Source organism: Leifsonia sp. NPDC058194, from assembly GCF_042883605.1.
GTDB lineage: Bacteria > Actinomycetota > Actinomycetes > Actinomycetales > Microbacteriaceae > Leifsonia.
Genome location: NZ_JBHVVL010000001.1, coordinates 734,324 through 758,798, shown reverse-complemented (window position 1 = coordinate 758,798; position 24,475 = coordinate 734,324). Strand labels below are relative to the sequence as shown.

The 24,475-nt window shown below is 71.8% G+C and carries 24 protein-coding genes; 10 read left to right on the top strand and 14 right to left on the bottom strand.

Annotation, left to right across the window (positions count from 1 at the left end; genetic code table 11):
* Positions 1 to 54: 54 nt before the first annotated feature.
* From ACFVU2_RS03580 to ACFVU2_RS03545, 8 genes are read left to right on the top strand one after another with little or no spacing between them, the layout of a single operon-like run.
* A complete protein-coding gene (locus ACFVU2_RS03580; protein ID WP_387871094.1) occupies positions 55 to 1,344 on the top strand; it encodes a sugar ABC transporter substrate-binding protein in 1,290 nt (429 codons plus the stop codon).
* Between the two features lie 4 nt (positions 1,345 to 1,348).
* Positions 1,349 to 2,326: a carbohydrate ABC transporter permease gene (locus ACFVU2_RS03575; RefSeq protein ID WP_387871092.1), complete on the top strand. Its 978-nt coding sequence runs from the start codon at positions 1,349 to 1,351 to the stop codon at positions 2,324 to 2,326.
* Complete coding sequence (locus tag ACFVU2_RS03570; protein ID WP_387871089.1) at positions 2,323 to 3,150, top strand: carbohydrate ABC transporter permease; 828 nt, start codon at positions 2,323 to 2,325, stop codon at positions 3,148 to 3,150. The genes ACFVU2_RS03575 and ACFVU2_RS03570 overlap by 4 nt, the downstream gene beginning before the upstream one ends.
* Before the next feature lie 10 nt (positions 3,151 to 3,160).
* The gene (locus ACFVU2_RS03565) at positions 3,161 to 4,675 is read left to right on the top strand and encodes a glycoside hydrolase family 3 protein (protein WP_387871086.1); all 1,515 of its coding nucleotides are present in this window, start codon (positions 3,161 to 3,163) and stop codon (positions 4,673 to 4,675) included.
* Positions 4,672 to 5,925: an anhydro-N-acetylmuramic acid kinase gene (locus ACFVU2_RS03560; protein WP_387871084.1), complete on the top strand. Its 1,254-nt coding sequence runs from the start codon at positions 4,672 to 4,674 to the stop codon at positions 5,923 to 5,925. Before ACFVU2_RS03565 ends, ACFVU2_RS03560 begins: the two co-directional genes overlap by 4 nt.
* Entirely contained in the window at positions 5,918 to 6,868 is a 951-nt protein-coding gene (murQ, locus tag ACFVU2_RS03555; protein ID WP_387871081.1) for an N-acetylmuramic acid 6-phosphate etherase, read from the top strand. Before ACFVU2_RS03560 ends, murQ begins: the two co-directional genes overlap by 8 nt.
* The gene (locus tag ACFVU2_RS03550; RefSeq protein ID WP_387871078.1) at positions 6,858 to 7,745 is read left to right on the top strand and encodes a MurR/RpiR family transcriptional regulator; all 888 of its coding nucleotides are present in this window, start codon (positions 6,858 to 6,860) and stop codon (positions 7,743 to 7,745) included. The genes murQ and ACFVU2_RS03550 overlap by 11 nt, the downstream gene beginning before the upstream one ends.
* The gene (locus tag ACFVU2_RS03545; RefSeq protein WP_387871076.1) at positions 7,742 to 9,397 is read left to right on the top strand and encodes a beta-N-acetylhexosaminidase; all 1,656 of its coding nucleotides are present in this window, start codon (positions 7,742 to 7,744) and stop codon (positions 9,395 to 9,397) included. The genes ACFVU2_RS03550 and ACFVU2_RS03545 overlap by 4 nt, the downstream gene beginning before the upstream one ends.
* 72 nt (positions 9,398 to 9,469) lie before the next feature.
* Here ACFVU2_RS03545 and ACFVU2_RS03540 read toward each other — a convergent pair whose 3' ends face one another.
* Positions 9,470 to 10,330, bottom strand: a complete 861-nt coding sequence (locus ACFVU2_RS03540) for an aldo/keto reductase (RefSeq protein ID WP_387871073.1) — start codon at positions 10,328 to 10,330, stop codon at positions 9,470 to 9,472.
* A gap of 46 nt (positions 10,331 to 10,376) precedes the next feature.
* Positions 10,377 to 11,348, bottom strand: a complete 972-nt coding sequence (locus tag ACFVU2_RS03535; protein WP_387871071.1) for an aldo/keto reductase — start codon at positions 11,346 to 11,348, stop codon at positions 10,377 to 10,379.
* A 101-nt stretch (positions 11,349 to 11,449) separates the two neighbouring features.
* On the opposite strand from ACFVU2_RS03535, the gene ACFVU2_RS03530 reads away from it, so the two are divergent.
* A complete protein-coding gene (locus tag ACFVU2_RS03530) occupies positions 11,450 to 12,115 on the top strand; it encodes an MBL fold metallo-hydrolase (protein WP_387871068.1) in 666 nt (221 codons plus the stop codon).
* Positions 12,116 to 12,216: 101 nt separating this feature from the next.
* Here the strand turns inward: ACFVU2_RS03530 and ACFVU2_RS03525 are convergent, their stop codons facing one another.
* Complete coding sequence (locus ACFVU2_RS03525; RefSeq protein ID WP_387871065.1) at positions 12,217 to 13,116, bottom strand: SDR family oxidoreductase; 900 nt, start codon at positions 13,114 to 13,116, stop codon at positions 12,217 to 12,219.
* Between the two features lie 83 nt (positions 13,117 to 13,199).
* Between ACFVU2_RS03525 and ACFVU2_RS03520 the strand changes: the two genes are divergently transcribed.
* Positions 13,200 to 13,766 (top strand): TetR family transcriptional regulator, encoded by a 567-nt coding sequence (locus tag ACFVU2_RS03520; RefSeq protein ID WP_387871062.1) that lies wholly within the window; start codon positions 13,200 to 13,202, stop codon positions 13,764 to 13,766.
* 9 nt (positions 13,767 to 13,775) lie between these two features.
* Here ACFVU2_RS03520 and ACFVU2_RS03515 read toward each other — a convergent pair whose 3' ends face one another.
* From ACFVU2_RS03515 to ACFVU2_RS03465, 11 genes are all read right to left on the bottom strand, one after another.
* Positions 13,776 to 14,024: a glutaredoxin family protein gene (locus ACFVU2_RS03515; protein WP_387871059.1), complete on the bottom strand. Its 249-nt coding sequence runs from the start codon at positions 14,022 to 14,024 to the stop codon at positions 13,776 to 13,778.
* Positions 14,025 to 14,033: 9 nt separating this feature from the next.
* Entirely contained in the window at positions 14,034 to 14,681 is a 648-nt protein-coding gene (locus ACFVU2_RS03510) for a nucleoside/nucleotide kinase family protein (RefSeq protein WP_387871057.1), read from the bottom strand.
* Positions 14,682 to 14,748: 67 nt separating this feature from the next.
* Complete coding sequence (locus tag ACFVU2_RS03505; RefSeq protein ID WP_387871054.1) at positions 14,749 to 16,206, bottom strand: rhamnulokinase family protein; 1,458 nt, start codon at positions 16,204 to 16,206, stop codon at positions 14,749 to 14,751.
* A complete protein-coding gene (locus ACFVU2_RS03500) occupies positions 16,203 to 18,239 on the bottom strand; it encodes a bifunctional aldolase/short-chain dehydrogenase (protein WP_387871051.1) in 2,037 nt (678 codons plus the stop codon). Before ACFVU2_RS03500 ends, ACFVU2_RS03505 begins: the two co-directional genes overlap by 4 nt.
* A gap of 39 nt (positions 18,240 to 18,278) precedes the next feature.
* On the bottom strand, positions 18,279 to 19,100 hold the full coding sequence (locus tag ACFVU2_RS03495) for an alpha/beta hydrolase (RefSeq protein WP_387871048.1): 822 nt from the start codon (positions 19,098 to 19,100) through the stop codon (positions 18,279 to 18,281).
* A 5-nt stretch (positions 19,101 to 19,105) separates the two neighbouring features.
* A complete protein-coding gene (rhaI, locus tag ACFVU2_RS03490) occupies positions 19,106 to 20,269 on the bottom strand; it encodes an L-rhamnose isomerase (RefSeq protein ID WP_387871045.1) in 1,164 nt (387 codons plus the stop codon).
* Positions 20,270 to 20,318: 49 nt separating this feature from the next.
* The gene (locus tag ACFVU2_RS03485) at positions 20,319 to 20,645 is read right to left on the bottom strand and encodes an L-rhamnose mutarotase (protein ID WP_387871043.1); all 327 of its coding nucleotides are present in this window, start codon (positions 20,643 to 20,645) and stop codon (positions 20,319 to 20,321) included.
* Between the two features lie 107 nt (positions 20,646 to 20,752).
* The gene (locus ACFVU2_RS03480; RefSeq protein WP_387871040.1) at positions 20,753 to 21,505 is read right to left on the bottom strand and encodes a hypothetical protein; all 753 of its coding nucleotides are present in this window, start codon (positions 21,503 to 21,505) and stop codon (positions 20,753 to 20,755) included.
* Positions 21,481 to 22,164 carry a hypothetical protein gene (locus ACFVU2_RS03475; protein WP_387871037.1) on the bottom strand — a complete coding sequence of 228 codons (684 nt, stop codon included), beginning with the start codon at positions 22,162 to 22,164 and terminating at the stop codon, positions 21,481 to 21,483. The genes ACFVU2_RS03480 and ACFVU2_RS03475 overlap by 25 nt, the downstream gene beginning before the upstream one ends.
* Positions 22,165 to 22,237: 73 nt before the next feature.
* The gene (locus ACFVU2_RS03470; protein ID WP_387871034.1) at positions 22,238 to 23,305 is read right to left on the bottom strand and encodes a LacI family DNA-binding transcriptional regulator; all 1,068 of its coding nucleotides are present in this window, start codon (positions 23,303 to 23,305) and stop codon (positions 22,238 to 22,240) included.
* An 85-nt stretch (positions 23,306 to 23,390) separates the two neighbouring features.
* On the bottom strand, positions 23,391 to 24,467 hold the full coding sequence (locus ACFVU2_RS03465) for a LacI family DNA-binding transcriptional regulator (RefSeq protein ID WP_387871032.1): 1,077 nt from the start codon (positions 24,465 to 24,467) through the stop codon (positions 23,391 to 23,393).
* Between the last annotated feature and the right edge of the window lie 8 nt (positions 24,468 to 24,475).

Here is a 24,475-nt window from a genome sequence, read left to right as displayed (position 1 = left end):
CGGACGCACCAGCGTCCATCGACACATTCCCGGTTTCGAAGAGGAGACAGCACCATGAAGAAGCGCTACCTCTCCGTCGCCGCAGTCACGATCGCCGCGCTGGCCCTCACGGCCTGCTCGAGCGGTGGCAGCGGCGATGGAGGCTCGGTCGACGCGAAGGGCCAGAAGCTCAGCGTGTGGATCATGCAGGGCACCAACCCCGATTCCACGGCCTTCTTCAAGGAGGTCGGCGACGAGTTCAAGAAGGAGACCGGAGCCACGCTCGACGTGCAGTTCGTCCAGTGGGCCGACGCGCACGACCGTTTCGTCACCTCCATCGCCGGCAACACCACGCCGGACGTCGCGGAGACGGGCACCACCTGGACCGCGGAGTTCGCCGACGCGGGCGCCCTCGCCCCGATCGGCGACGACGTCAAGAAGGCCGGCCTGGAGGACGACCTGGTGAAGGGCCTCAAGGAGTCCGGCACCTACGACGGCGAGCTCTACGGCATGCCCTGGTACGCCGGCGTCCGCTCGCTGGTCTACCGCGCCGACGTCTTCAAGGAGCTCGGCATCGAGGCTCCCAAGACCTGGGACGACATCGTCGCCGCGGGTGAGAAGATCAAGGCCGCCAAGCCGGACATGATCCCCTTCGCCGTGCCCGGCACCGCCGAGTTCGGCGTGTACCCGTGGGTCTGGGGCGCCGGCGGCCAGGTCGCCACCGAGAAGGGCGGCACCTGGACCTCGGGTCTCGACAGCGCCAAGTCGCGTGAGGGCATCCAGTTCTACACGGACCTCGCCACCAAGTACGGCTTCTCCACCTCCGGCGCCACCACCTGGAAGGAGACCGACGTGCTCGACAACTTCAACCAGGGCAAGGTGGCCATGGCCATCCAGGGCTCCTGGACCCCGGCCACGATCGTGCAGAAGGCCCCCGACCTCGAGGGCAAGATCGCCGCGACGCCCATCCCGGGCAAGGACGGCGGCATCAGCCCCTCCGTGCTGGGAGGCTCGCACCTGAGCGTCTTCAACACGGCCAAGAACAAGGATCTGGCCTGGAAGTTCGTCGAGCTGATGACCACCGGCAAGTTCGCCGAGGAGTGGGCGTCGCAGACCGGCTACTTCTCCGGCCTGAACTCGCTGGTCAAGAAGGCGATGGAGTCGGACGACCCGCTGGTCAAGCCGTTCGCCACGCAGATGGTCGACGGCGGCGCATCCGTGCCGGTCACGCCGCAGTTCGGCGCCGTGCAGGCGAAGCAGACGACCAACTCGATGATCCAGTCCATCCTCTCCGGGCAGAAGACGGTCGACCAGGCGACGACCGACGCGGCCAAGGAGATGACCCAGCTGCTGAACGACAAGTAGCCCGATGGCCATCGACGTTCGTCCCGAGACGCCGGCCGTGCGCACCGCGCGCGGCCGGCGCCCCGGCGCCCCCGCCCCGAAGCGCAAGCGCTCGCTCATCGCCGTGAGCCGGCCGTGGCTGCTGCTCGCGCCCGCGCTGGTCGTGCTCGCCGGGCTGCTGCTGTGGCCCCTCATCCGCGTGGTGATCATCTCCCTGCAGGACTATGGTCTGCGCGAGATCGTCAGCGGCAAGACGAACTTCATCGGCCTCGAGAACTACGCCGAGATCTTCGGCAACTCCACGCTGTGGACGGTCGCGCTGCCGAACACCGTGGTGTTCGCCATCCTGTCCGTCGCCGGAACCGTCGCCCTCGGAACGCTCGTCGCCCTGCTGATGCAGAGCCTCGGCCCGACCTGGCGGACCATCGTCGGCAGCGCGATCATGATCGCCTGGGCGATGCCCGCCGTGACCGGCACCTACGTCTGGGTCTGGATCTTCGACGCCGACAACGGCATCGTCAACCAGGTGCTCAAGAACCTCGGGCTGATGCACGAGTCGTTCAACTGGTTCACCAACCCGTTCACGTTCTACGGCATCGTGCTGCTCAACATCATCCACCACGGCTTCCCGTTCGTGGCGATCACGGTCCTCGCCGGGCTGCTCGGCGTCTCGAAGGAGATGCTGGAGGCGGCCGCGATGGACGGGGCCGGCGCGGTCCGCCGGTTCTTCTCGATCATCGTCCCGTCGCTCAAGCAGGTCTTCGCCGTGGTGATCATCCTGTCCACGATCTGGGACTTCAAGGTCTTCGCGCAGGTCTACCTGATGCCGGGAGGCTCCGGCTCCAACCGCCAGGTGCTCAACCTCGGCGTGTGGTCGTACGTCGAGTCGTTCGGTCAGAACCGCTACGGGTTCGGGTCCGCGATCGCGGTGCTCCTGACCCTGGTCCTGCTCGCGATCACCGTCGTCTACGTCCGCACGATGCTCAAGGAGGACAAGCTGTGAAGCGCTCGGTCGGCGGCAGGATCGGCAAGGGCGTGCTCGTCGCCCTGCTGCTCGTCTTCACGCTCTTCCCCGTCTACTGGATGCTGTCGAGCGCGTTCGACAAGCGCGCGTCGAGCGGCGGCCAGTCGCTCGTGCCGCAGGAGTTCACGTTCGACAACTTCGCGTACGTGCTCACCAAGGGCGGCTTCGACGTCTTCCTCCGCAACTCGCTGATCGTCGCGGTCGCGGTCGTGGTGATCTCGGCGGTGCTGGCCCTTCTGGCCTCGGTCGCGGTCGCGCGCTTCAACTTCAAGTTCCGCACGGCGATGCTGTTCATGATCCTCACGGTCCAGATGGTCCCGCTCGAGGCGCTCGTCATCCCGCTGTTCGTGCAGGTGCGCGACCTCGGCCTCCTGAACCAGCTGCTCGGCCTGATCGTCGTGTACGTCGCGCTGTCGCTGCCCTTCGGCATCTGGATGCTGCGCGGCTTCGTCGCGGCCGTCCCGGTCGAGCTGGAGGAGGCCGCGTATCTCGACGGCGCCAGCTGGTGGCGGATGTTCCGCTCGGTGCTGCTGCCGCTCGTGATGCCGGGCCTCGTCGCGACGAGCGTCTTCTCGTTCATCACCGCGTGGAACGAGTTCATCTTCGCGATGACGCTGCTCGGCGGCGCGAGTGACAACTACACCGTCGCGATCGGCCTCAAGCAGTTCTTCGGCGAGCACACGAACGAGTGGGGCTACGTGATGGCGGCATCGACCATCATCACGATCCCCGTCATGGTGTTCTTCGTGCTCGTCCAGCGCCGCCTGTCGAGCGGCCTCGTCGCCGGCGCCGTGAAGGGCTAGGGGAGGCAGGATGAGCGCGAGCTCCGATCCCGGCGTCCGCTCGCTGGTCGCGAGCGTGCTGTGGCCCGGCTTCAGCGGGCGCACGGCACCGGACTGGCTGCTGCACGCCCTCGACGAGGGTCTCGCCGGCGCGGTCTACTTCGGCCAGAACATCGACCAGACGGACGCCGCCCAGCTGCCCGCCCTCTCCGCACGGCTGCGCGAGGCGCGCCCCGGCGTCCTCCTCGGCATCGACGAGGAGGGCGGACCGGTCACCCGGCTCGAGGCCGCGACCGGCTCGACCCTGCCCAGCGCATCGCAGCTCGGCCGGGTCGACGACACCACGATCACGCGTGCGGCGGGCGTCGAGCTCGCGCGCCGCGTGCGCGCCTCCGGTGCGACGGTGGCGCTGGCGCCGGTGGCCGACGTCAACACGAACCCGCGCAATCCCGTCATCGGCACCCGTGCCTTCGGCGCGACGGCCGAGCTGGTCGGTCGGCACGTCGCCGCGATGGTGGCGGGCATCCAGGCCGGGGGCATCGCCGCCTGCGTCAAGCACTTCCCCGGTCACGGCGACACCGCGGTCGACTCGCATCTGGGGCTGCCGCACGTGACCCTCCCGGCGGCCGTCGTCGAGTCGGAGCACCTGCCGCCGTTCCAGGCCGCGATCGACGCGGGCGTCGCCGCCGTGATGACCTCGCACGTGGTCGTCGACGCGTTCGGCGACCTCCCGGCCACACTCGACCCCCGGGTGCTCGGGATGCTGCGCGAGCGCGGGTTCTCGGGCACGATCATCACGGACGCGCTCGACATGGCCGCCATCCGCGCCGAGTTCGGCGCGGGCGCCGGCGCGGTGCGGGCGATCCTCGCCGGCGCCGATCTGCTCTGCATCGGCAACCCCTCGGACCTCGGCCCCAAGCACGGTTCGACGAGCGATCTCGACGATTACGCGGAGGTGCGCGACGCGCTCCTCGCGGCGGTGGACGACGGAACGCTGCCGATCGCCGCGCTCGAACGCGCGTCCCGCTCGGTCGCCGGACTCTCGGAGTGGACCGAGGCGGCGTCGCGCGCGGGAGGCGCGTCCAGCGACGACGGCGAAGCCTTCGACACGGCACGGGTCGTCCGCGAGGCGATCGCCGTGCGCGGTTCCGTCTCCGTTCCGGCCGGGGACCGCGTCGTGCTCGATCTGCGCGACCGGGCCAGTGCCGCCGTCGCCTCGACCGCCGAACCGTTCAGCGTCGCTCTCGGCGCCGAACGGGTCGTCGCCGGGCCTCTCGGCACGCGCGACGCGGTCGCGGTGATGAGCGACGCCCTCGGGCAGATTCCTGAGGACGGCGCCGTGATCGCCCTGGTCGACGCGGTGCAGCCGGGATCGTCGCAGCGCCGCGCCCTCGGCATCCTCGCCGTCGCGCGTCCCTCGGCGGTGGTCGTGAACACCGGGCTCCCGGCTCCCGACGCTCTTGTGCTGCCCGGCCTCGACACCTACGGCTCCAGCCGTGCGACCGCCGCGGTCGTCGCCGAGACGCTCACGGGGGTGGCGGTATGAGGATCCTCTCGCTGCAATCGGGGACCAGCGTCGACGGGATCGACGTCGCCGTGGTCGACATCGACCCCGTCGATGAGAGCGATCGGCCGGTCGTGCGGCTGACCCCTGTGGTCGCCCGCACCGTCGCCTGGTCGGACGCGACGCGCGCCCTGCTGCTGGCCGCCGTCGACGGCCGCAGCCTGACGCCGGCCGAGTTCGTGCGGATGGACACCCTCGCCGGGCAGGAGTTCGCGGAGGCCGCGGCCGTCGCGGCGGAGGAGGCCGGCGGCGTCGAGCTGGCGGTCTCGCACGGCCAGACCCTGCACCACTGGGTCGAGGACGGACACGCCCGCGGGACCCTCCAGGTCGGCCAGCCGGCATGGATCGCCGAACGACTCGGCGTCCCGGTGCTCTCCGACGTGCGGTCGGCCGACATCGCGGCCGGCGGCGAAGGCGCACCGCTGATGGGGCTCTTCGACCGCGCGTGGCTCGCGGGCGAGGCCGCGCGCGAGGGGCGCCCCGTCGCGACCGTCAACCTCGGCGGCATCGCCAACGTGCAGATCGTCGAGCCGGACGGCGGCCTCATCGCCTTCGACAGCGGACCGGCCAACGCGCTCATCGACGCGGCCGTCTCCCGCGCCACCGGCGGACGCCAGGGCCAGGACACCGACGGCCTGCTCGCCGCCACCGGCCGGGTCGACGAGCGCCTGCTGCGCGAGCTGCTCGACCACCCCTACTTCTCGGCCCCGCTGCCCAAGAGCACCGGCCGCGAGACCTTCGACCTTGCGCTGGTGGATGCGGCGGCCGCGCGGGTGGGAGCCGAGCCCGCCCTCCCGGACCTGGTCGCGACCCTCACGTCCCTGACGGCGCGCACCGTCGCCGACGCGGTGCGCTCGTCGTCGTCGCACATCCCGAGCCGGGCGATCGTCTCCGGCGGAGGCACCCGCAACCCGGCCCTGATGCGCGCCCTCGCCGCGGTCCTCGGGCTGCACGGCGTCGCGGTGACGAGCAGCGACGCGCTCGGCATCGACGCCGACCACAAGGAGTCGCTGCTCTTCGCGTTCGTCGGCTTCCTCAGCTGGCACGGCGTGCCCGCCGACCTCCCGGGAACCCCAGCGGGTCGCGCGCGCGTCCTGGGCCGACTGACCCTCGCCCCCGACTCCGTCCCCGGCCGCCGCCTGCGCGGTGTCGCCGGGCTGACACTGGCCGCCGACCCCGCCCTGGCGGTGGCAGGTGACCGACGCACCGACGAAAGGACCATCCGTGGCTGAGCCGCATCCCCTCGCCGACCTCCGCGAGACGCTCGGGACGCTCGCGACCGAGGCGGTGAGCGACTCCACCGGCGACCTCGACATCATGTCGATCGAAGAGCTGGTCGACGCGATGAACGTCGCCAACGCCGAGGTGCCCGTCGCCGTCGCGCGCGAGAGCGCGAGCATCGTCGCCGCCGTGACCGGCGTCTCCGAGCGGATGCGCCGCGGCGGCCGCCTGATCTACGCGGGCGCGGGAACGGCCGGCCGGATGGGCGTACTCGACGCCAGCGAGATCCCGCCGACGTTCGGCGCCCCTCCTGAGCTCGTCGTCGGCCTGATGGCGGGCGGCCCCGAGGCACTGCACACCGCCGTCGAGAACGCGGAGGACGACGAGGAGGCCGGACGTGCGGCGGTCCGCGGGATCACCATCGGCCCGCTCGACGCCCTCGTCGGCATCTCGGCATCGGGACGCACGCCGTTCGTCCTCGGTGCGATCGACCAGGCCCGTCGCGCGGGCGCGTTCACGGTCGGACTCGCCTGCAACCCGGGCTCCCCGCTCGGCCGGGACGCCGAGGTCGGCATCGAGGTCGTCGTCGGACCCGAGATCCTCACCGGCTCGACCCGGCTCAAGGCGGGCACCGCGCAGAAGCTCGTCCTCAACATGATCAGCACCGGCGCGATGGTGCGGCTCGGCAAGGTCTACGGCAACCTGATGGTCGACCTCCGGGCCACCAACGCCAAGCTGCGCGCCCGGTCCGAGCGGACCGTTATGCTGGCGACGGGCACCGACGCGCAGCAGGCAGCGGAGGTGCTCGACGCGACCGGTGGGTGGATTAAGGCGGCGATCCTGATGAGCGAGACGACCCTCGACGCGGATGCCGCCGTGCGGCTCCTCGCCGAGCACGGCGGGCGGCTGCGCGACGCCCTCTCCGAGACCGCGCGGGTCGAGCATGGTGGCTGACGTCCTCTCCGCGGTCCGCCAGGCGGTGCCGCGGCTGAGTGCGACGGAGGCGCGCATCGCCCAGGTGGTGATCGAGCATCCCGAGCACGTCGTCGACCTGACGATCTCGGAGCTCGCCGCCGTGTGCGACGCCTCCCAGGCGACCATCGCCCGGTTCTGCCAGAGCATCGGGTTCACCGGCTATCGGGAGTTCCGGCTCGCCGTCGCCGCCGCGACCAGCCGGGAGCAGGCCGCGCGCGAGCGGTTCGCGCTCACCGAGAGTGAGGTCGACCCGACCGACAGCGTGCAGGAGGTGGTCGCCAAGATCGCCTACCAGGACGCCCTCGCCGTCGAGCAGACCGCCCGCGAGCTCGACCTCGAGGCCCTCGACCGCGTCGTCTCCGCCATCGTCGCCGCCGAGCGCATCGACCTCTACGGCGTCGGCTCCAGCAGCCTCACCGCCCAGGACCTCCAGCAGAAGCTCTCCCGCATCGGGCTGACGGCGTTCTGCTCGGTCGACTCGCACCTCGCGCTGGCGTCGGCCGCGCTGCAGAAGCCCGGCAACGTCGCCATCGGGTTCTCCCACTCGGGCGAGACCATCGAGACGAGTCACGCGCTCTCGGTCGCGCACGCGGCGGGCGCGACCACGGTCGCCGTCACGAACTTCCCCGACTCCAGCATCGGGCGCGTCAGCGATCACGTGCTGACGACGCAGGCGCGCGAGAGCCTCTACCGCTCGGGCGCGATGTCGAGCCGCATCGCCCAGCTCGCCCTCGTCGACTTCCTCTTCGTGCGCGTGGCCCAGCAGATGCACGACCGGATGACCGAGTCCCTGCGGCTCACGTACGAGGCGGTGCGCAGTCAGCGTCCCGCGCGTCCCGAGCGCGCCGAGCGATGAGCGGGGCTCTCGTCGACCGGCTGCTCCCGTGCCCTGCGAGCGTGGAGGAGCACCCGGGCGACTTCGTGCTCGGCACCGGCACGTGCGTCGTCGCCGACGAGGCGGGCGCGCCGATCGCGGCGTGGCTCCGGGCGCAGCTCGCGGCGGCGACAGGGCTGCCGCTGGCCGACCAGACGGGCGGCGAGGGCGTCGGCGCGATCACCCTCGCCGCCGATCCCGCCCTCGCGGAGGAGGAGTACCGGCTCGACGTGAAGTCGTCGGGCGTCGGCATCCGGGCCGGCTCGGCCGCCGGGCTCGCCCACGGAGCGCAGACGTTCCTTCAGCTGCTGCCCTCCGCGGTGTATCGGCGCGGAGCGCTCGACGACATCCGCTGGGCGGCCCCCGCGTGCCTGATCGAGGACCGCCCGGCGTTCCGCTGGCGCGGAATGATGCTCGACGTGGCCCGGCACTTCCTGCCGAAGCACGACATCCTGCGCTTCGTCGACCTGCTCGCGATGCACCGGATGAACGTGCTGCACCTGCACCTCACCGACGACCAGGGCTGGCGGATGGAGATCCACCGCTATCCGCGCCTCACCGAGGTCGGTGCGTGGCGACGGGAGTCGCAGGTCGGCTTCGGGCCCGACGCCCCGGCCGACGGACGCCCGCACGGCGGCTTCTACACGCAGGACGACCTGCGCGAGATCGTGGCCTACGCCGCCGCCCGCGGCATCGCGGTGATCCCCGAGATCGAGTCGCCCGGGCACGTCCAGGCGGCGATCGCTGCGTATCCCGAGCTCGGAGTGGCCGGAGGCGACGAGCCGCGCGAGGTCTGGACCCGCTACGGGATCAGCCGCAACGTGCTCAACCTCGAGGAGTCGACGGTCGAGTTCTTCCGGAACGTGCTCGACGAGGTCGTCGACGTGTTCCCCTCGGTGTACATCGGCATCGGCGGCGACGAGTGCCGCAAGGACCAGTGGCGTGCCGACCCGCGCACCCAGGAGCGGCTGCGCGAGATCGGTGCGGCGTCGGAGGAGGAGGGCCAGAGCTGGTTCGTCCGCCGGATCGACGAGCACCTCACCGCCCGGGGCCGCCGGTCGTACGGCTGGGACGAGATACTCGAGGGCGGACTCGCGCCGGGGGCGACCGTCGCCAGCTGGCGCGGGGAGACGGGTGCCGTCGCTGCCGCGCGCCACGGGCACGACGTGGTGTTCTGCCCCGACCGCGTCCTGTACTTCAACTACCGGCAGTCGGAGTCGCCGGAGGAGCCCATCCCGCTGGTCACGGTCACGACGGTGCGCGACGTGTACGAGCTCGACCCGGTGCCGTCCGGGCTGACGCCACAGCAGCGGAGGCACGTGCTGGGCGCCCAGGCCAACCTGTGGACCGAGTACATCGACCAGCCGCGCGGCCTCGACTACTTCGCGTTCCCGCGGCTGGCGGCGCTGGCCGAGGCGCTGTGGACCGCCGATGCCGCGGGGGAGCGGTCGTGGGACGCGTTCGCGCCCCGGCTCGACGCCCACCTCGAGCGGCTCGACGCCGTGGGGGTCGAGTACCGCCGCGCGGACGGCCCGATGCCGTGGCAGCAGCGCCCCGGCATCCCCGGCGCCCCGCGCGACCGCGCCGACCGCGAGGCCGAGCTCGCCGACCTCACCGCGACCATCGCCTCCTGACCGCCACCGAGGCGGCAAGAAGTGCACGCTTTTTCGCCGAGAGGGCGAATGGTTCGCCCTCTCGGCGGCGGGTCAGGCGGCGTTAAGACGCGCGAGCTCGTCGGAGGTGAGGATCACGTCGACGGCCGTGACGGAGTCGCGGATCGTCTCGGGACGCGAGGAGCCCGGGATCGGGATGACGTGCGGGCCCTGCGCCAGGTGCCACGCGAGGGCGACGACCTGCGGGCTGATCCCGCGCGCATCCGCGACGTCCTTGAACGGCTCGAACCGGGAGCCGAGGTCGGCGGCGCTGGTGATGCCGCCGAGCGGGCTCCACGGGAGGAACGCGATGCCGAGCTCGCCGGTCAGCTCCAGCTCGGGCGCGCTCGAGCGGAACGCGGGCGAGAACTGGTTCTGCACCGACGCGAGCCTGCCGCCCAGGATGTCCTGCGCGAGACGGATCTGCTCCGGGTTCGCGTTCGAGATGCCCGCGAGGCGGATCACCCCCTCGTCGAGCAGGTCGCGCACGGCGCCCACGGAGTCGGCGTACGGCACCTCGGGGTCGGGGCGGTGGAACTGGTAGAGCCCGATCGCGTCGCCGCCGAGCCGCGCGAGCGACGCCTTGGCGGCCTCCTTGATGTACTCGGGACGGCCGTTCAGCGTCCAGCGTCCGTCGCCCGGCCGCAGGTGACCGCCCTTCGTCGCGACGAGCACCGTGGAGGCGTCACCGCTCCACGAGCGCAGCGCTTCGGCGATGAGCTCCTCGTTGTGGCCGACCTCGTCCGCGTGCAGGTGGTAGGCGTCGGCGGTGTCGATGAATGTGACGCCGGCGTCGAGCGCGGCGTGCACCGTGCGGATCGAGCGTTCGCGGTCCGGGCGGCCCTCGATCGACATGGGCATGCCGCCCAGGCCGATCGCGCTCACCTCGACGTCGGCGATCCTGCGTGTCTTCACTCTGTTCCTCTCTGGGTGGTTGTCGTGGTCGTCGTGCGCGGGGCGCTCACCAGGCGTAGTCCTCGGGGGCGGTCTTGTGCCCCGGGAAGATCTCGTCGAGACGCGCCAGGGCCGCGTCGTCCAGCTCCACGTGCAGCGCACGCAGGCCGGCGTTCAACTGGTCGAGCGTCCGCGGGCCGATGATCGGGCCGGTGACGCCGGGCCGGCTCAGCAGCCACGCCAGGGCGATGTCGCCGGGCTCCTGTCCGAGCTCGTCGGCGAACGCCTCGTAGGCCTCGATCGCGTCGCGGTGCTTCGCGAGCGTGTCGGCCGCGCGGCCCTCCAGCCGTCGCTTGCCCTCGTTCTGCTTGCGCAGCACGCCGCCGAGCAGTCCGCCGTGGAGGGGCGACCAGGCGATCACCCCGATGCCGTTCGCCTGTGCGGCCGGCAGTACCTCCAGCTCCACCTGGCGGGTGAGGAGGTTGTAGATCGACTGCTCGCTGACCAGTCCCAGGAGGTTGCGCTTGCGGGCCTCGGCCTGTGCGGTCGCCAGGTGCCAGCCGGCGAAGTTGCTCGAGCCGGTGTAGAGGATCTTGCCCTGCGCGACGGCGGTCTCGATCGCCTGCCAGATCTCGTCCCACGGCGTGTTCCGGTCGACGTGGTGGAACTGGTAGATGTCGATGTGGTCGGTCTGGAGCCGCTTCAGGCTCGCGTCGAGGGCGCGCCGGATGTTGAGCGCCGACAGGCGGCCCTCGTTGGGCCAGTCGCCCATCTCGCCGTAGAGCTTCGTCGCGAGCACGGTGCGCTCGCGGCGGCCGCCGCCGAGGGTGAACCAGTCGCCGAGGATCGACTCGGTGGCCCCCTTGCCCACGTGCTGCCCGTAGACGTTCGCGGTGTCGAAGTAGTTGATGCCGGCCTCGTGGGCGGCATCCATGATCGTGTGGGCGTCTTCCGACGACGTCTGCGGGCCGAAGTTCATCGTTCCGAGGACGAGGCGGGATACTTTCAGGCCGGACCGGCCGAGCTGGGTGTACTCCATGTCGTCAGCTTCCGCCTCCGCGCGCGGGAAGTCCAACAGGGGGTGCAAATGGGATTGTTCGATGGAGGTTGTCAATCCGGGCGCGGGGATAGCATCCCCTTATGAAGCAGCTGATCGACGGTCTGTTCCGTCTCGAGAGCGCTCGGGCCGGCAACGCGTACCTCATCGAGGAGGGCGGTCGCTCGGTGCTGGTCGATACCGGTCTCGCGTCCGGGGCGCGGGCGCTGGTCGCCGAGCTCGCCGCCGCCCGCATCCCACCGGTGACGGATGTGGTGCTCACCCACTACGACCCCGACCACGCCGGAGCCGCGGCCGCCGTGCAGCGGGCGTCCGGGGCGCGGGTGTGGATCGGAGCGGCCGATGCGCGCATCCTGCGCGGAGAGCAGGAGCCGCCGACGCGCACGCGGCGCACGATGCAGCGTCTCGGCTGGCTCGGGCGTCCCGAGGTCCCTGCCGGTCTGCACGAGCTGCCTGGTCATGCCGAGGTGGAGATCGCCGCGGGCGTCGTGGCCGTCCCCGCGCCGGGACACACGCCCGGTCACCATCTCGTGCGCTGGCGCGGCGTCTCGCTCATCGGCGACGCCGCACGGATCTCCCACGGAGAGCTCGTGCACTTTCCGGGATTCCTGATCAGCGACCGCACTCAGGCCGACGCGACGCTCGCCGCGATCGCGGCCTCCCGGCCCCGGCTGGTGTGCCCGGGGCACGGGGCGCCGGATCGGCTGGTCGGCAGCGGAGGGGATGCGTCGCGACACACCGCGTCGTGACCGGCAACGGAGGAGTTCAGGGCGCGAGGGCGGACTGAACTCCTCCGTTGCCCGCGACCGGAGAGGCGCGCCCGGAGTGGCGGGGCCGGGCCGTTGCCGGGTCAGGCGCCCGGGTATGCGCCCGCCGCGATGTCCTCGAAGAGGGTCGGGCCGGTCGGGGTCCAGCCGTAGCGCTCCTGGGTGAGGGCGCTGGAGGCGGGGATGTCGGCGCCGAAGAACATGCCGATCCAGCCGAAGTGGGCCGCCGCGTCCTCGGGGGCGATGGAGGCCGTCGGGACGCCGAGCGCGCGTCCGAACGCTTCGGCGATCTCGCGGGCCGGGAGGCCCTCCTCGCCGACGGCGTGCACGACGCCTCCGCCCTCCGGAGCCGCGTCGAGTGCGCGGGCGATGAGGCGCCCGGCGTCGGAGCGGTGGACGGCGGGCCAGCGGTTCGCGCCGTCGCCGACGTAGCCGGCGACACCCTTCTCGCGGGCGATGCCGGCGAGGACCGCGCTGAAGCCGTGGTCGCCGACGCCGTGCACGGTCGGGGCGAAGCGCAGGGCGACCGGACGGATGCCACGGGCCGCCGACGCGAGCGCGAAGCCCTCGGCTCCTCCGCGCGGCGACTCCGGGTCGGAGGAGTGCGCGGCGTCCGTCTCGGTGGCCACGCGTCCCGGAGCGAGCATCGCGATGCCGGAGGCGAGCAGGAACGGGCTGTCGGTGCCGGCGAGCGTGTCGAGCATCGTCTCGACGGCGGCGCGCTCTGTGCGGCCGGCGCCCTGGTAGTCCGAGAAGTCGTGCTTGAAGGCCAGGTGGACGACGGCGTCCGCGTCGGCGGCGCCGGCGCGGAGGCTGTCGAGGTCGTCGAGGCTGCCGGTGCGCACCTCGGCGCCGGCGTCGCGGAGGGCCGCGGCCGAGGCGTCCGACCGGGCGAGGCCGACCACCTCGTGTCCGGCGGCGAGGAGTTCGGGTACGGCGGCCGAGCCGATCCAGCCGGAGGCTCCGGTGACGAATACGCGCATGGGATCATCCCTTTCAGGTCATGTCAGTGACTGACATCGACAGTAGCACCGATGTCAGGGTCTGTCATCACTAGACTGTGAGCATGGGACGCTGGGAGCCGGACGCGCAGGGGCGCATGCGCCTCGCCGCGCTCGAGCTGTACCTCGACCCCGGCTTCGAGCAGACGACCGTCGCCGACATCGCCGAGCGCGCCGGCGTGACGGAACGCACCTTCTTCCGCTACTTCACCGACAAGCGCGAAGTGCTCTTCGACGCGACCGGGCAGATGGAGCACGACGTGCTCGCGGTGCTCGCCTCGGCCGACCCGTCCCTCCCGGCACTGGAGGCGGCAGGGGAGGCGCTCGCCGACGGCACGGCCCTGCTGGACGACCGCCGCGAGTACGCGGGGCGGCGGGCGGCGGCGATCGCGGCGAACGCGAGCCTGCAGGAGCGGGAGCTGTTGAAGCTCGCCCAGCTCGGGGAGGCCGTCGCGGCCGCGCTGCGCGAGCGCGGGGTGGCGGAACCGGAGGCGTCGATCGCGGCCGAGACGGCGGTGGCCGCCTTCAAGGTCGCGTTCGCGGCATGGATCGGCGACGACGCGCCCGGCCCGCTGGCCGAGCGCGTGCGCCGGGTGCTGGAGCGGCTGCGCGTGCTGGCCGCTTCGGAGTGAGTCCGGGCGCTACTGCGCCAGCGCCGCCTCGAGCTCCTGGTCGGAGGGCTCGGTGAAGTGGCGTCCGTCGGGGAAGACCACGACGGGGATGTTCGTGCGGCCGCTGATGGCTTGGGCGCGGTCGGCCTCCTCGGGGCGGGCCACGAGGTCGATGTACTCGTAGTCGGCGCCCAGCCGGTCGAGCAGAGCCTTGGAGCGGATGCAGTCGCGGCACCAGTCCGCGCCGAACATGGTCACCTTGTCGAACGTGTCGGTCATCCCGCCAGCCTAAGCGCCGATCCCTGGGAGCATTCCGTCCACCACGAGCGTCGCCCGCCCGCGGGTCGGTTCGATGACGTCGGCGTTCGCGCCGTCGACATCGCGCGCCCAGGCGAGCGCCGCCTCCGGGGTGCGGCCGTGGCGGGTGTGCCGATCGACCAGCCGCGCCTCCCGTTCGGCCGCGGGGGTCGCCACGAACCAGCTCTCGGCGAGGAGCGACGGGATGCGCGCCCACGGCTCGGCGTCCACGAGGAGGTAGTTGCCCTCCGTCACGACGAGACGGGTCTCGGGGCCGATCGCGATGGATCCGGCGACCGGCTCATCCACCGCCCGTTCGAACGCCGGGGCGTACACGGCGTGACCCTGCTCGGTCGCGAGTCGTTGCAGCAGGGCGACGTATCCCCGGGCGTCGAAGGTGTCGATCGCCCCCTTGCGGTCCCGCCGGCCGAGCGTGTCGAGGGAGGCGTTCGCGAGGTGGAACCCGTCCATCGGGACGTGCACGGCGATCCCGTCGCCCGCCAACGTGTTGACCCGTTCGGTGACGGCGCGGGCGAGCGTGGTCTTGCCCGACCCCGGGCTCCCCGCGACCCCGAGCACGGCCCGCGTGCCCTCCGGGGCGAGGGCGAGGGCACGGTGCACGAGGTCGTCGAGGGTCATCCGTCCATCTTGGGGGATGCGGTGCGGCCGGCGGTGCAGGACGAAGCGGAGGGTGCGGAGGCCGCGCTCACCCCGCCGCCCGCAGCGCGGGCTCGTACCGCACCGGTGCGAAGTGGCGCGCGACCAGCGCCCGCAGCGTCTCGAGGTCGCCGCCCAGCAGCCCGGCGGCCCGCCCCTGGATGAGGGCGTTGCCCAGGGCCGTCGCCTCCACCGGGCCCGCGAGCACGGGGACGCCGGCACGGTCGGCGGTGGCCTGGCAGAGCAGAGCGTTGCGGGCGCCGCCGCCGACGATGTGAATCGTCTCGACCGGCACGCCGGAGAGCTCAGACGCGCGCCGCACCGAACGCGCGAACGCCTCCGCGAGGCTCTCGATGATCACCCGGACCATTCCGGCCGGACTCGCGGGCGCGCGGCGGTCGTGCTCGGCGAACCAGTCGCCGATGCGGCTCGGGAGGTCGCCGGGCGCCAGGAAGCGCGGGTCGTCGGCGTCGAACAGGTCGGTGGGACGCGGCAGGCCCGCGGCCTCGGCGAGCAGGGACTCGAGCGTGACGTGCAGGCCGCGCCGCTGCCACTCCCGCAGCGACTCGCTGAGCAGCCAGAGGCCCATGACGTTGTGCAGGTAGCGGATGCGGCCGTCCACCCCGCCCTCGTTGGTGAAGTTGGCCGCGCGGCCCTCGTCGCTGACGACGCGGTGCTCCAGCTCCACCCCGACGAGACCCCAGGTGCCGCAGGAGATGTAGGCGGCGCGGGAGGCGTCCATCGGCACGGCGACGACCGCGGAGGCGGTGTCGTGCGAGCCGACCGTGGTGACGGTGGGCCCCGAGCCGGCGAAGGGGAGGTCGGCGGTGAGCGACGGCAGCAGCGGGCCGACGGCGGTCCCGGCGTCGAGCAGCGGCGCGAACAGGCCGCGCGGCAGTCCGAGGCGCTCGATGAGGGCGTCGTTCCACGCGCCGTCCGCCGTGAGCAGGCCGGTGGTCGAGGCGTTGGTGCGCTCGGCGAGCTCGTGCCCGGTGAGCCAGTAGGTCGCCAGGTCGGGCACCAGGAGGAAGCGGTCGGCGTCGTCCAGGTTGCCGGCCGCGCGGTCGGACGCCAGCTGGTACAGGGAGTTGAAGGGCAGGAACTGCAGCCCGCCCTCCCGATACAGCTCGTCCGGGGCGATGGCCGCGTGCACGAGCTCCACGCCGAGGGCGGACCGCTCGTCGCGGTAGTGGTACGGCTCGCCGAGCAGTCGCCCGCTGCGCAGCAGACCGTAGTCGACCGCCCACGAGTCGACTGCGATGCTCGCCAGACCGGGCTCCGTGCGCGCGACCGCGCCGAGTCCGTCCAGGATGCTGGTGAACAGGCCGGCGAGGTTCCAGTGCAACGCGGACCGATCGCCCTCCCACAGCCGCACGGGCGTGTTGAGGAAGCGGGCGGCCTCCGTCAGCTCCAGGGTGTCCGCGCCCACGCGGGCGTGCATGACACGCCCGCTGGTGGCCCCCAGGTCGACGGCCGCGACGGCGCCCGTGCGCGAGGCGGCGCTCATCGCAGGAAGGCCGCCGCGACGCCCGCGTCCACGGGGATGTGGAGGCCCGTCGTGTGGTCGAGGTCGCTGGTGCAGAGCACGAACACCGCGTTGGCGACGTGCTCCGGCAGCACCTCGCGTTTGAGCAGGGTGCGCTGGGCGTAGTACTGGCCCAGCTCCTCCTCGGGCACGCCGTAGACGGCGGCGCGCTTGGCACCCCAGCCGCCGGCGAAGATGCCGGAGCCGCGCACGACGCCGTCGGGGTTGATGCCGTTGACGCGGATGCCGTACTCGCCGAGCTCGGCGGCGAGGAGGCGCACCTGGTGGGCCTGGTCGGCCTTGGTCGCGGAGTACGCGATGTTGTTCGGGCCGGCGAAGATCGAGTTCTTCGAGGAGATGTAGACGATGTCGCCGCCGAGCTTCTGGTCGATCAGCGCCTTCGCCGCGGCGCGCGAGACGAGGAACGACCCCTTGGCCATGACGTTGTGCTGGAGGTCCCAGTCGGCGGTCGTGGTCTCCAGCAGCGGCTTGGAGATGGAGAGGCCGGCGTTGTTGACGACGAGGTCGATGCCGCCGAAGGCGAGCAGGGCGGCGTCGATGGAGGCCTGCACGGCGTCCTCGTCGGTCACGTTCGCGACCACGCCGATGGCGACGTCCGTGTTTCCGATCTCGGCGGCGGCGGCCTGGGCCTTCTCGAGGTCGAGGTCGGCGATGACGACGCACGCGCCCTCGCCGGCGAGACGCGTGGCGATGGCCTTGCCGATGCCGGAGGCGGCGCCGGTGACCAGTGCGATGCGGCCGGCGAGGGGCTTGGGCTTGGGCAGGCGGGCCAGCTTGGCCTCCTCCAGCGCCCAGTACTCGATGGCGAACTTCTCGGACTCGTCGATCGGCGCGTAGGTCGAGAGGGCCTCGGCGCCGCGCATCACGTTGATCGCGTTGACGTAGAACTCGCCGGCGACCCGTGCCGTCTGCTTGTTCGTGCCGTAGGAGAACATCCCGACGCCCGGGATGAGCACGATCGCCGGGTCCGCGCCGCGGATCGCGGGGGAGTCGGGGGTGGCGTGACGGTCGTAGTAGGCCTGGTAGTCGGTGCGGTACTGCTCGTGCAGCTCCTCGAGACGGGCGACCGACTCCTCGACGGAGGCGGTGGCCGGGAGGTCGAGGACCAACGGCTTCACCTTGGTGCGCAGGAAGTGGTCCGGGCAGGAGGTGCCGAGCGCGGCGAGCCGCGGGTGCTCGCTGGAGGCCAGGAAGTCGAGCACGACGTCGGAGTCGGTGAAGTGCCCGACCTGCACGCGGTCCGTGGAGGCGATGGCACGCAGGTGCGGCGCGAGGGCTGCGGCCTTCGCCCGGCGCTCCGCCTCGGGAAGGGCCCCGTAACCGGCCAACGCGGTTCCGAAGGGCTGGGGGCGGCCGTTGGCGGCGATGTAGTCGGCCGCGGTCTCGATGATCCAGAGCGAGTTGGCCTCGGCGTCGTCGCTGGTGTCGCCCCACGCGGTGATGCCGTGGCCGCCGAGGATCGTGCCGATGGCCTGCGGGTTCGCGGCCTTGATCGCGGCGATGTCCAGGCCCAGTTGGAAGCCCGGACGGCGCCAGGGCACCCAGACGACCTTGCCGCCGAAGATCGTCTTCGTCAGCTCCTCGCCGTCGGCGGCGGTCGCGATGGCGATGCCGGAGTCGGGGTGCAGGTGGTCGACGTGGGCCGCATCCACCAGTCCGTGCATCGCGGTGTCGATGGAGGGGGCCGCGCCTCCCTTGCCGTGCAGCGTGTAGTCGAACGCGGCGACCATCTCATCCTCGCGGTCGAGGCCGGGGTAGACGCCCTGGAGGGCGCGCAGGCGGTCCAGGCGCAGCACGGCCAGGCCGGACTCGGTGAGGGTGCCGAGGTCGCCTCCCGAGCCCTTCACCCAGAGCAGCTCGACCGGCTCACCGGTCACGGGATCGGTCTCGACGCCCTTCGCGGACGTGTTGCCGCCCGCATAGTTCGTGTTCTTCGGGTCGGCGCCGAGGCGGTTCGAGCGGGCGATGAGCGCCGCGACGGTCTCGTTCGTCATGATGCGTGATTCCTTAGCGAGGAGGGAGGTGGTCGGGGTTCAGGGGAGCGCGGGGGTGGAGAGCCACGCGGTGATGCGTTCGATGCTGCGGCGCGCGGCCGCCTCATCGGGACGGTTGAGGTGGCCGTGCCTGCTGCCGGGCTCGAACAGCGAGAGCACGGTGACCCCGTGTGCGGCGAGGGAGGCGGCAAACGCCTCACCCGACGCGCGGAGGGTGTCCACCTCGGAGTTGAGGACGAAGACCGGCGGCAGGCCCGTCGGGTCCGCGAGGCCAGGGAAGGCGTACGGATCCGCCATCGTGGCCTCGTCGCCGGCGAAGTTCAGGTTCATCTCGCGGACGGCGTCGCGCTCGAAACGCGGGTCGTCCGGCTCGTGCAGCGCGACCGCGGCCTCCAGCTCGGCCGAGAACGGCGGCAGCTCGGGATGCACGATCGGGTAGGCGAGCAGCGCGCGTGCCGGGAGCGGACCGCCCTCGTCGCGCAGCCGCAGCAGCGCACCCGCTGTGAGGTCGCCTCCCGCCGAGGCGCCGCCGATCGTCAGCCGGCCGGGATCGATGCCCAGCTCGGCGGCGTGGGCGGCGACCCAGCGGAAGGCGGCGACGACGTCGTCCGACGGCACCGGGAAGTGCACGCCGTCGACGGCCAGACGGTAGAAGACCGACACCACGACGAAGCCCCGCTCCGCGAGCGACCGGGAGACCCAGTCGGCCTCGGGCATGTCGAGGTCGCCGCCGACGAACCCGCCGCCGTGGTTCCACACGAAGCCGGGGCGCGTGCCGCCCTCGGCCGGGGTGTACACCCGGATCGGGATGGCGCCGTGCGGCCCCTCGGCCACGGAGTCCCGGATGACGATGTCGGTCACGGAGGTCAGGCTCCCCAGCTCGCCTGGGTGCCGCCGACGCGCTCGGCCTCGATCGCCTCCTGGTAGCCCGACGCCTTGTAGGCGGCCATCGGGTCGGCCGGGAGGCCGCGCGTCTCGCGCCAGGCGGCGAGGTCGGCGCGCACGTCGGTGTTGAAGGCGTCCATGAACACCGTGTTGGCGGCGAGCACGTCGTTCGCGCGCTGAGCGGCGGCGAGGGCCTCGGTGTCGACCAGGAGGGCCTTGGCCGTGGCCTCCTGCACGTTGAGCACCGAACGGATCTGGCCCGGGATCTTCGCCTCGAGGTTGTGGCACTGGTCGAGCATGAAAGCGACGTCCGGGTTGGCGTAGCCGCCGCCCTGGATCACCTCGAACACGATGCGGAACAGCTGGAACGGGTCGGCCGCGCCCACGATCAGGTCGTCGTCGGCGTAGAAGCGGCTGTTGAAGTCGAACGAGCCGAGCTTTCCGAGGCGCAGGAGCTGCATGACGATGAACTCGATGTTCGTGCCCGGCGCGTGGTGGCCGGTGTCGAGGCAGACGAGCGCCCGCTCGCCGAGGGCGGAGGTCTGGGCGAAGCTGGTGCCCCAGTCCGGAACATCGGTGTGGTAGAAAGCCGGCTCGAAGAACTTGTACTCGAGCACGAGGCGCTGGTCGTCGCCGATGCGCTCGTAGATCTTCTGCAGGCTGTCGGCCAGGCGGTCCTGGCGGGCGCGCAGCGAGTCCTGGCCGGGGTAGTTGGTGCCGTCGGCGAGCCAGATCTTCAGGTCGCGCGAGCCGGTCTCGTTCATCACGTCGATGCACTCGAAGTGGTGGTCGATGGCCTTCTGGCGGATCCGGTCGTCGTGGTGGGTCACCGAGCCGAACTTGTAGTCGTCGTCCTGGAACGTGTTCGAGTTCACGGTGCCGAGCTCGACGCCGTTGTCCTGGGCGTGCTTGCGCAGGTCGGCGTACGAGTCGACCTTGTCCCACGGGATGTGCAGCGCGACCGAGGGCGCCAGGCCGGTGTGCTTGTGCACCTGGGCGGCGTCGGAGATCTTCTCGAACGGGTCGCGCGCGGTGCCGGCGGTGCTGAACACCTTGAAGCGGGTGCCCGAGTTGCCGAACGCCCAGCTCGGCAGCTCGATCGCCTGCAGCGCGAGCTGCGAGCGGATGTCGTCGGTGAGGGTCATGGATATCGCTTTCTGTCGGACGGATCGGTGTCGGAGGGAGGCGGTCGCCTCAGTCGAGGTGGAAGTACTCGGTCAGCCGGTTCATCGTGCTGTCGGGCGCGGTCTCCTCGGCGAAGAACTCGGCCATCCCGGCCTGCCAGCGGTCGTTGACCTCGCGGGCGTTCATCCCGGCGGTCGCGGCCTCGAAGTCGTCGGTCTCGAGGTAGCCGACGACGAGCCCGTTCGCCGCGTCGACAAAGAGCGAGTAGTCGTGCCAGCCGGTCTCGCGGAGGGCGTCGAGCATCTCGGGCCAGACGGTGGTGTGGGCGGCGAGATAGTCGTCGATGCGCTCCGGCTTCAGCCGCATGGTGAAGCAGACGCGGCGGGATTCGGACACGGGGACTCCTTCGTCATGCGGCTCTGAAACGATTCAAGACTAGCGTGGAGTTCACAGACGCACAAGCGGCCCCTGACCGCCCGCCGAAACGCGTCGGGGAACTGCGGCTAGTCGGCGCGCATCGCTCTCAGAACGAGCGCGAGGTTCAGGAGGCCGCGGCTGCGATCGTCGGGTTGAAGTCCGACCCAGTGCCGAGACGCGGAGTCGCTCAGCTGCGTGCCGAGCACGCGGAGGCGTTGTCGATCCGATCTCGTCGATCGGCCGTAGTCGAGGACCGAGGCGTCGGTGATCGACGCGAGGATGGTTGCGGCATCCTGCACGTGCCGTTCCGGGTCGCGCTGATCGATGAGGAACGCGGCGCCCTTCGCCACGAGTGCGCCGAGCTCATCGGGAACGCCGATGACGACCCTGCGGCCCGAAGAGAAGCCGAGCTCGTAGAGATCGCGGCGGTCGATCGCCTGCTGTCCGGCGGCTGCCTCGAGGGCCGGCAGTCGAGAGAGCCGGGGCCGGATCCGCTCGGGCAGGTGATCGGGCACCATCACGTCGAGCTTCCGCCCATCGGCGTGAACGAAGCGGTACGCATGGCGCCCGTTGACCTTCAGCTCGAAGTCGAGTGTGCGTGCCGCGGCCGCGAACGCGATCAGGCCCGCGTTGTTGACGAGCGCATCCACGAGGAAATCCGCGTCGTCGGTCGAACGCGGCATCGCGACGCCGCCCCTGCTCGCGTGCAGGTAGACCATCAGGCCGCCGATGATCGTCAGCTCGCTGGTCTCCATGGCGCCGGAGAGCTCGATGACGGACTTCCACGCCGGAAGCAGCTCGTCATCGCCGAGATTCAGCGTGTGTGTGCCTGCAGCCATGCGTCCCTCAGTTCGTCCAGGACCCGCAAGCCGGAACCGCGCTCGCGCTGGTCCGTCGAAACGGAGAGGTCGGCAGCCACGACGCCGGGCAGCACCGCCGTGAGTCCACCCGGCGCGGTGTTCTCGTAGAGGGTGTCCGGACCAGCCGGGTCGGGCACCATGAAGTGCGATCGCGCGTAGTCCTCCACGCTCACCCCGATCGGAACGTATCCAGCCACACGCCGGTCATCCGACAGGAGTCCGCTGTCGATGGCCCCGGACGCGGCGCGTGCGGTCGCGATCAGGCCGGCCTGCGCCAGCGCCGAATTCGCCGAACGGTACTGGTGCCGCTTGGTGCGCCCGGCGACCACCAGTGACAGCGTCAGCGCCGAGGAGGCCCGGATCCGCTGCCGCACTCGCGCATACGTCGCGCTCGGCAGTGGTGTCGGCGGCCGCACGCCGGACAGCTCGAACACGACCGCCCACGCCGCCCCGGGACTCAGTGCACGGCCGGCCGGCCGTCGACTCACCTCGAACCGCGCGACGGAGTCGCTGTCGATCAGCCACTCGCCGGAGGGCAGGCGGCGCCCCGAGAGGATCCGCTCGGTCAGCAGCTCGCGCACATACCGCTCACCGACCGCGATGCGCCGCGCCACCTCCGACGATGTCAGATCCGCCACCGCCGCACCTCCCTGCCAGTATCACCATCTATCACAATACCTCCGATGTCGGCTCTTTTGTGATATGCCTCGGCTACGCGGCAGGGGCCTCGGCGGAGGAGGAGCGGCGCACCACGAGCTCGGGCACGAACCGCACGTGCTGGTGCACGTGCGGCGCGCCGGCCTCCATGTCCTCGATCTCGCGGAAGAGCAGCTCCCCTGCGGCGTACCCGATCTCTCGGCGCGGCTGCCGCACCGCCGAGAGGGGCACCGCGGCGGTGGCGGCGAAGTCGATGTCGTCGTAGCCGATGAGCGCGATGTCCTCCGGCACGCGCAGGCCGCCGGCGACGAAGCCCTGCAGCAGGCCGAGCGACAGGAGGTCGTTGGCGGCGAAGACGGCGGTGGGGCGCTCGCCGACGGGCTGGGCGACGATCCGCCCGGCGGCGTCGCGGCCGTCTCCGGCGTCGAGGCGCTCGACCGGCACGATGACGAGCTCGACCGGGCCGGATCCAGCGCCCTCCGCTGTGCCCTCCGCTTCGGCGACCGCCCGGCGGGCGCCCTCCACGCGATCCCGGATCTGCTGCAGATCGGCCGGGCCGCCGACGAACGCGATGCGGCGGTGGCCCTCCGCGATCAGATGGCCGACGGCGAGCCTGCCGCCCTCGACGTCGTCCACCGCGACCGAGCAGGCTTCGAGGTCGGAGGCGACGCGGTCGACCAGGACGGTCGGGATGCCGTGCTCGCGCAATCGCTCGACGACGGACTCGGCGCCCGCGATGGGGGCGAGCAGCACCCCGCGCACGCGCTGCTGCTCGAATGCCGCGAGCTGCTGCTGCTCCCGGTCGCCGCTGTTGCCGCTGTTGCCGAGCTGGATGGAGTAGCCGCGCTCGAGGGCGAAGCTCTCGGCGCCCACGTAGAGGTCGGTGAAGAAGGGGTTGGCGACATCCATGACGACCATCGCGATGCTGCGGCTCGCCCCGGCGCGCAGCTGACGGGCCGACTCGTTGCGGGTGAAGCCGAGGGTCGCGATCGCGTCCTCGACGGCGCGACGGGTGGGCTCGGCGACGATGTCGGGCCGGTTGAGCACGTTGGAGACCGTGCCGACGGCCACGCCGGCCAGCGCGGCGACGTCCTTCACGCTCGGGCGCTTGGCTGCGGCCATCGGTGCTCCTTCCCCCGTCCGGCGGATCGATCAGCAATCGTATCGCCCCCGCCCGCCGGGGCAGCGGCGCGTGGGACGGATCGGGTCAGGTGGCCGCCGCGGAGGCGACGCGGTCGCGGCCGACGGTCGACTCCCGCACCACGAGGTGCGGCTGCAGCAGCACGCGGCGGTGCACGTGCCCCTCCTGGCCGTCCCGCAGCTCGCCGAGCAGGAGGTCGACGGCGGCACGCCCCATCTCCTCGCCCTGCATGGCGACCGAGCTCAACGGGATGGCCCCGCCCCACGCCGCCGAGTTGTGGTCGCAGCCCATGACCGCGACGTCCTCCGGGACGCGGACGCCCGTGTTCGTGAGCTCGTTGATGATGGACATCGCGAGCAGGTCGGTCACGGCGAGGACCGCATCGGGGCGCGTCGCGTCGGGCATCGCGGCCAGCCGTTTGCCGGCGTCGACGCCGCCGGGCGGGTCGAGGTCGGTGGTCTGCACCTCGACGAGCTCGACGGAGCCTCCCGCCTCCTCGACCGCCGCACGGGCGCCGCGCCGCCGATCGCGCACGGGCTGGTAGTCGTCGCGTGCGGCGACGAAGGCGATGCGCGTGCGTCCCTGGTCGATGAGGTGCTTGGCGGCGACGTAGCCGGCGCGCTCGTTGTCGATGAGCACGCGGCAGGAGTCGGTGAGGTGCGAGTCGAAGTTGACCACGACGACCGGTCGGCCGTGGCGACGCACGCGGCGGATCTGGTCGTCCGACTCCTGCATCGGCGCCAGGATGATGCCGGACGCCCGAGCGCTGTCGAAGAACTGCAGGTGGTCGTCCTGCATCCGCAGGTCGTTGTTGGCGCTGGCGAGCTGGAGGCTGAAGGCGCTCGACTGCGCCCGGCTCTGCGCGCCGCGGGCGACGTCGACGAAGAGCGAGTTGGTCAGGTCGATGACGACGAGCCCGATGGTGTGCGCCTCGCCCGATCGGAGCGCTCGCGCGGTCTGGTTGAGCGTGAAGCCGAGCTGGTCGATGGCCCCCTCGACCTTGGCGCGCGTCGACTCCGCCACCTTCTCGGGATGGTTGAGCACGTTCGAGACGGTCGCCACCGACACCCCGGCCAGTTCGGCCACGTGGTGCATGTTGGGTGGGCCCGAGGTCTCGGCCCGGGCGGAGGGGCTCCGCGTCATGTCGATCA

Excerpts from the sequence above, each read along its gene's own strand:
- ACFVU2_RS03580 (WP_387871094.1), top strand. The coding sequence starts at position 55 with ATGAAGAAGCGCTACCTCTCCGTCGCCGCAGTCACGATCGCCGCGCTG.
- ACFVU2_RS03575 (WP_387871092.1), top strand. The coding sequence starts at position 1,349 with ATGGCCATCGACGTTCGTCCCGAGACGCCGGCCGTGCGCACCGCGCGC.
- ACFVU2_RS03565 (WP_387871086.1), top strand. The coding sequence starts at position 3,161 with ATGAGCGCGAGCTCCGATCCCGGCGTCCGCTCGCTGGTCGCGAGCGTG.
- ACFVU2_RS03560 (WP_387871084.1), top strand. The coding sequence starts at position 4,672 with ATGAGGATCCTCTCGCTGCAATCGGGGACCAGCGTCGACGGGATCGAC.
- ACFVU2_RS03550 (WP_387871078.1), top strand. The coding sequence starts at position 6,858 with ATGGTGGCTGACGTCCTCTCCGCGGTCCGCCAGGCGGTGCCGCGGCTG.
- ACFVU2_RS03545 (WP_387871076.1), top strand. The coding sequence starts at position 7,742 with ATGAGCGGGGCTCTCGTCGACCGGCTGCTCCCGTGCCCTGCGAGCGTG.
- ACFVU2_RS03535 (WP_387871071.1), bottom strand. The coding sequence starts at position 11,348 with ATGGAGTACACCCAGCTCGGCCGGTCCGGCCTGAAAGTATCCCGCCTC.
- ACFVU2_RS03530 (WP_387871068.1), top strand. The coding sequence starts at position 11,450 with ATGAAGCAGCTGATCGACGGTCTGTTCCGTCTCGAGAGCGCTCGGGCC.
- ACFVU2_RS03525 (WP_387871065.1), bottom strand. The coding sequence starts at position 13,116 with ATGCGCGTATTCGTCACCGGAGCCTCCGGCTGGATCGGCTCGGCCGCC.
- ACFVU2_RS03520 (WP_387871062.1), top strand. The coding sequence starts at position 13,200 with ATGGGACGCTGGGAGCCGGACGCGCAGGGGCGCATGCGCCTCGCCGCG.
- ACFVU2_RS03515 (WP_387871059.1), bottom strand. The coding sequence starts at position 14,024 with ATGACCGACACGTTCGACAAGGTGACCATGTTCGGCGCGGACTGGTGC.
- ACFVU2_RS03510 (WP_387871057.1), bottom strand. The coding sequence starts at position 14,681 with ATGACCCTCGACGACCTCGTGCACCGTGCCCTCGCCCTCGCCCCGGAG.
- ACFVU2_RS03505 (WP_387871054.1), bottom strand. The coding sequence starts at position 16,206 with ATGAGCGCCGCCTCGCGCACGGGCGCCGTCGCGGCCGTCGACCTGGGG.
- ACFVU2_RS03500 (WP_387871051.1), bottom strand. The coding sequence starts at position 18,239 with ATGACGAACGAGACCGTCGCGGCGCTCATCGCCCGCTCGAACCGCCTC.
- rhaI (WP_387871045.1), bottom strand. The coding sequence starts at position 20,269 with ATGACCCTCACCGACGACATCCGCTCGCAGCTCGCGCTGCAGGCGATC.
- ACFVU2_RS03480 (WP_387871040.1), bottom strand. The coding sequence starts at position 21,505 with ATGGCTGCAGGCACACACACGCTGAATCTCGGCGATGACGAGCTGCTT.
- ACFVU2_RS03470 (WP_387871034.1), bottom strand. The coding sequence starts at position 23,305 with ATGGCCGCAGCCAAGCGCCCGAGCGTGAAGGACGTCGCCGCGCTGGCC.
- ACFVU2_RS03465 (WP_387871032.1), bottom strand. The coding sequence starts at position 24,467 with ATGACGCGGAGCCCCTCCGCCCGGGCCGAGACCTCGGGCCCACCCAAC.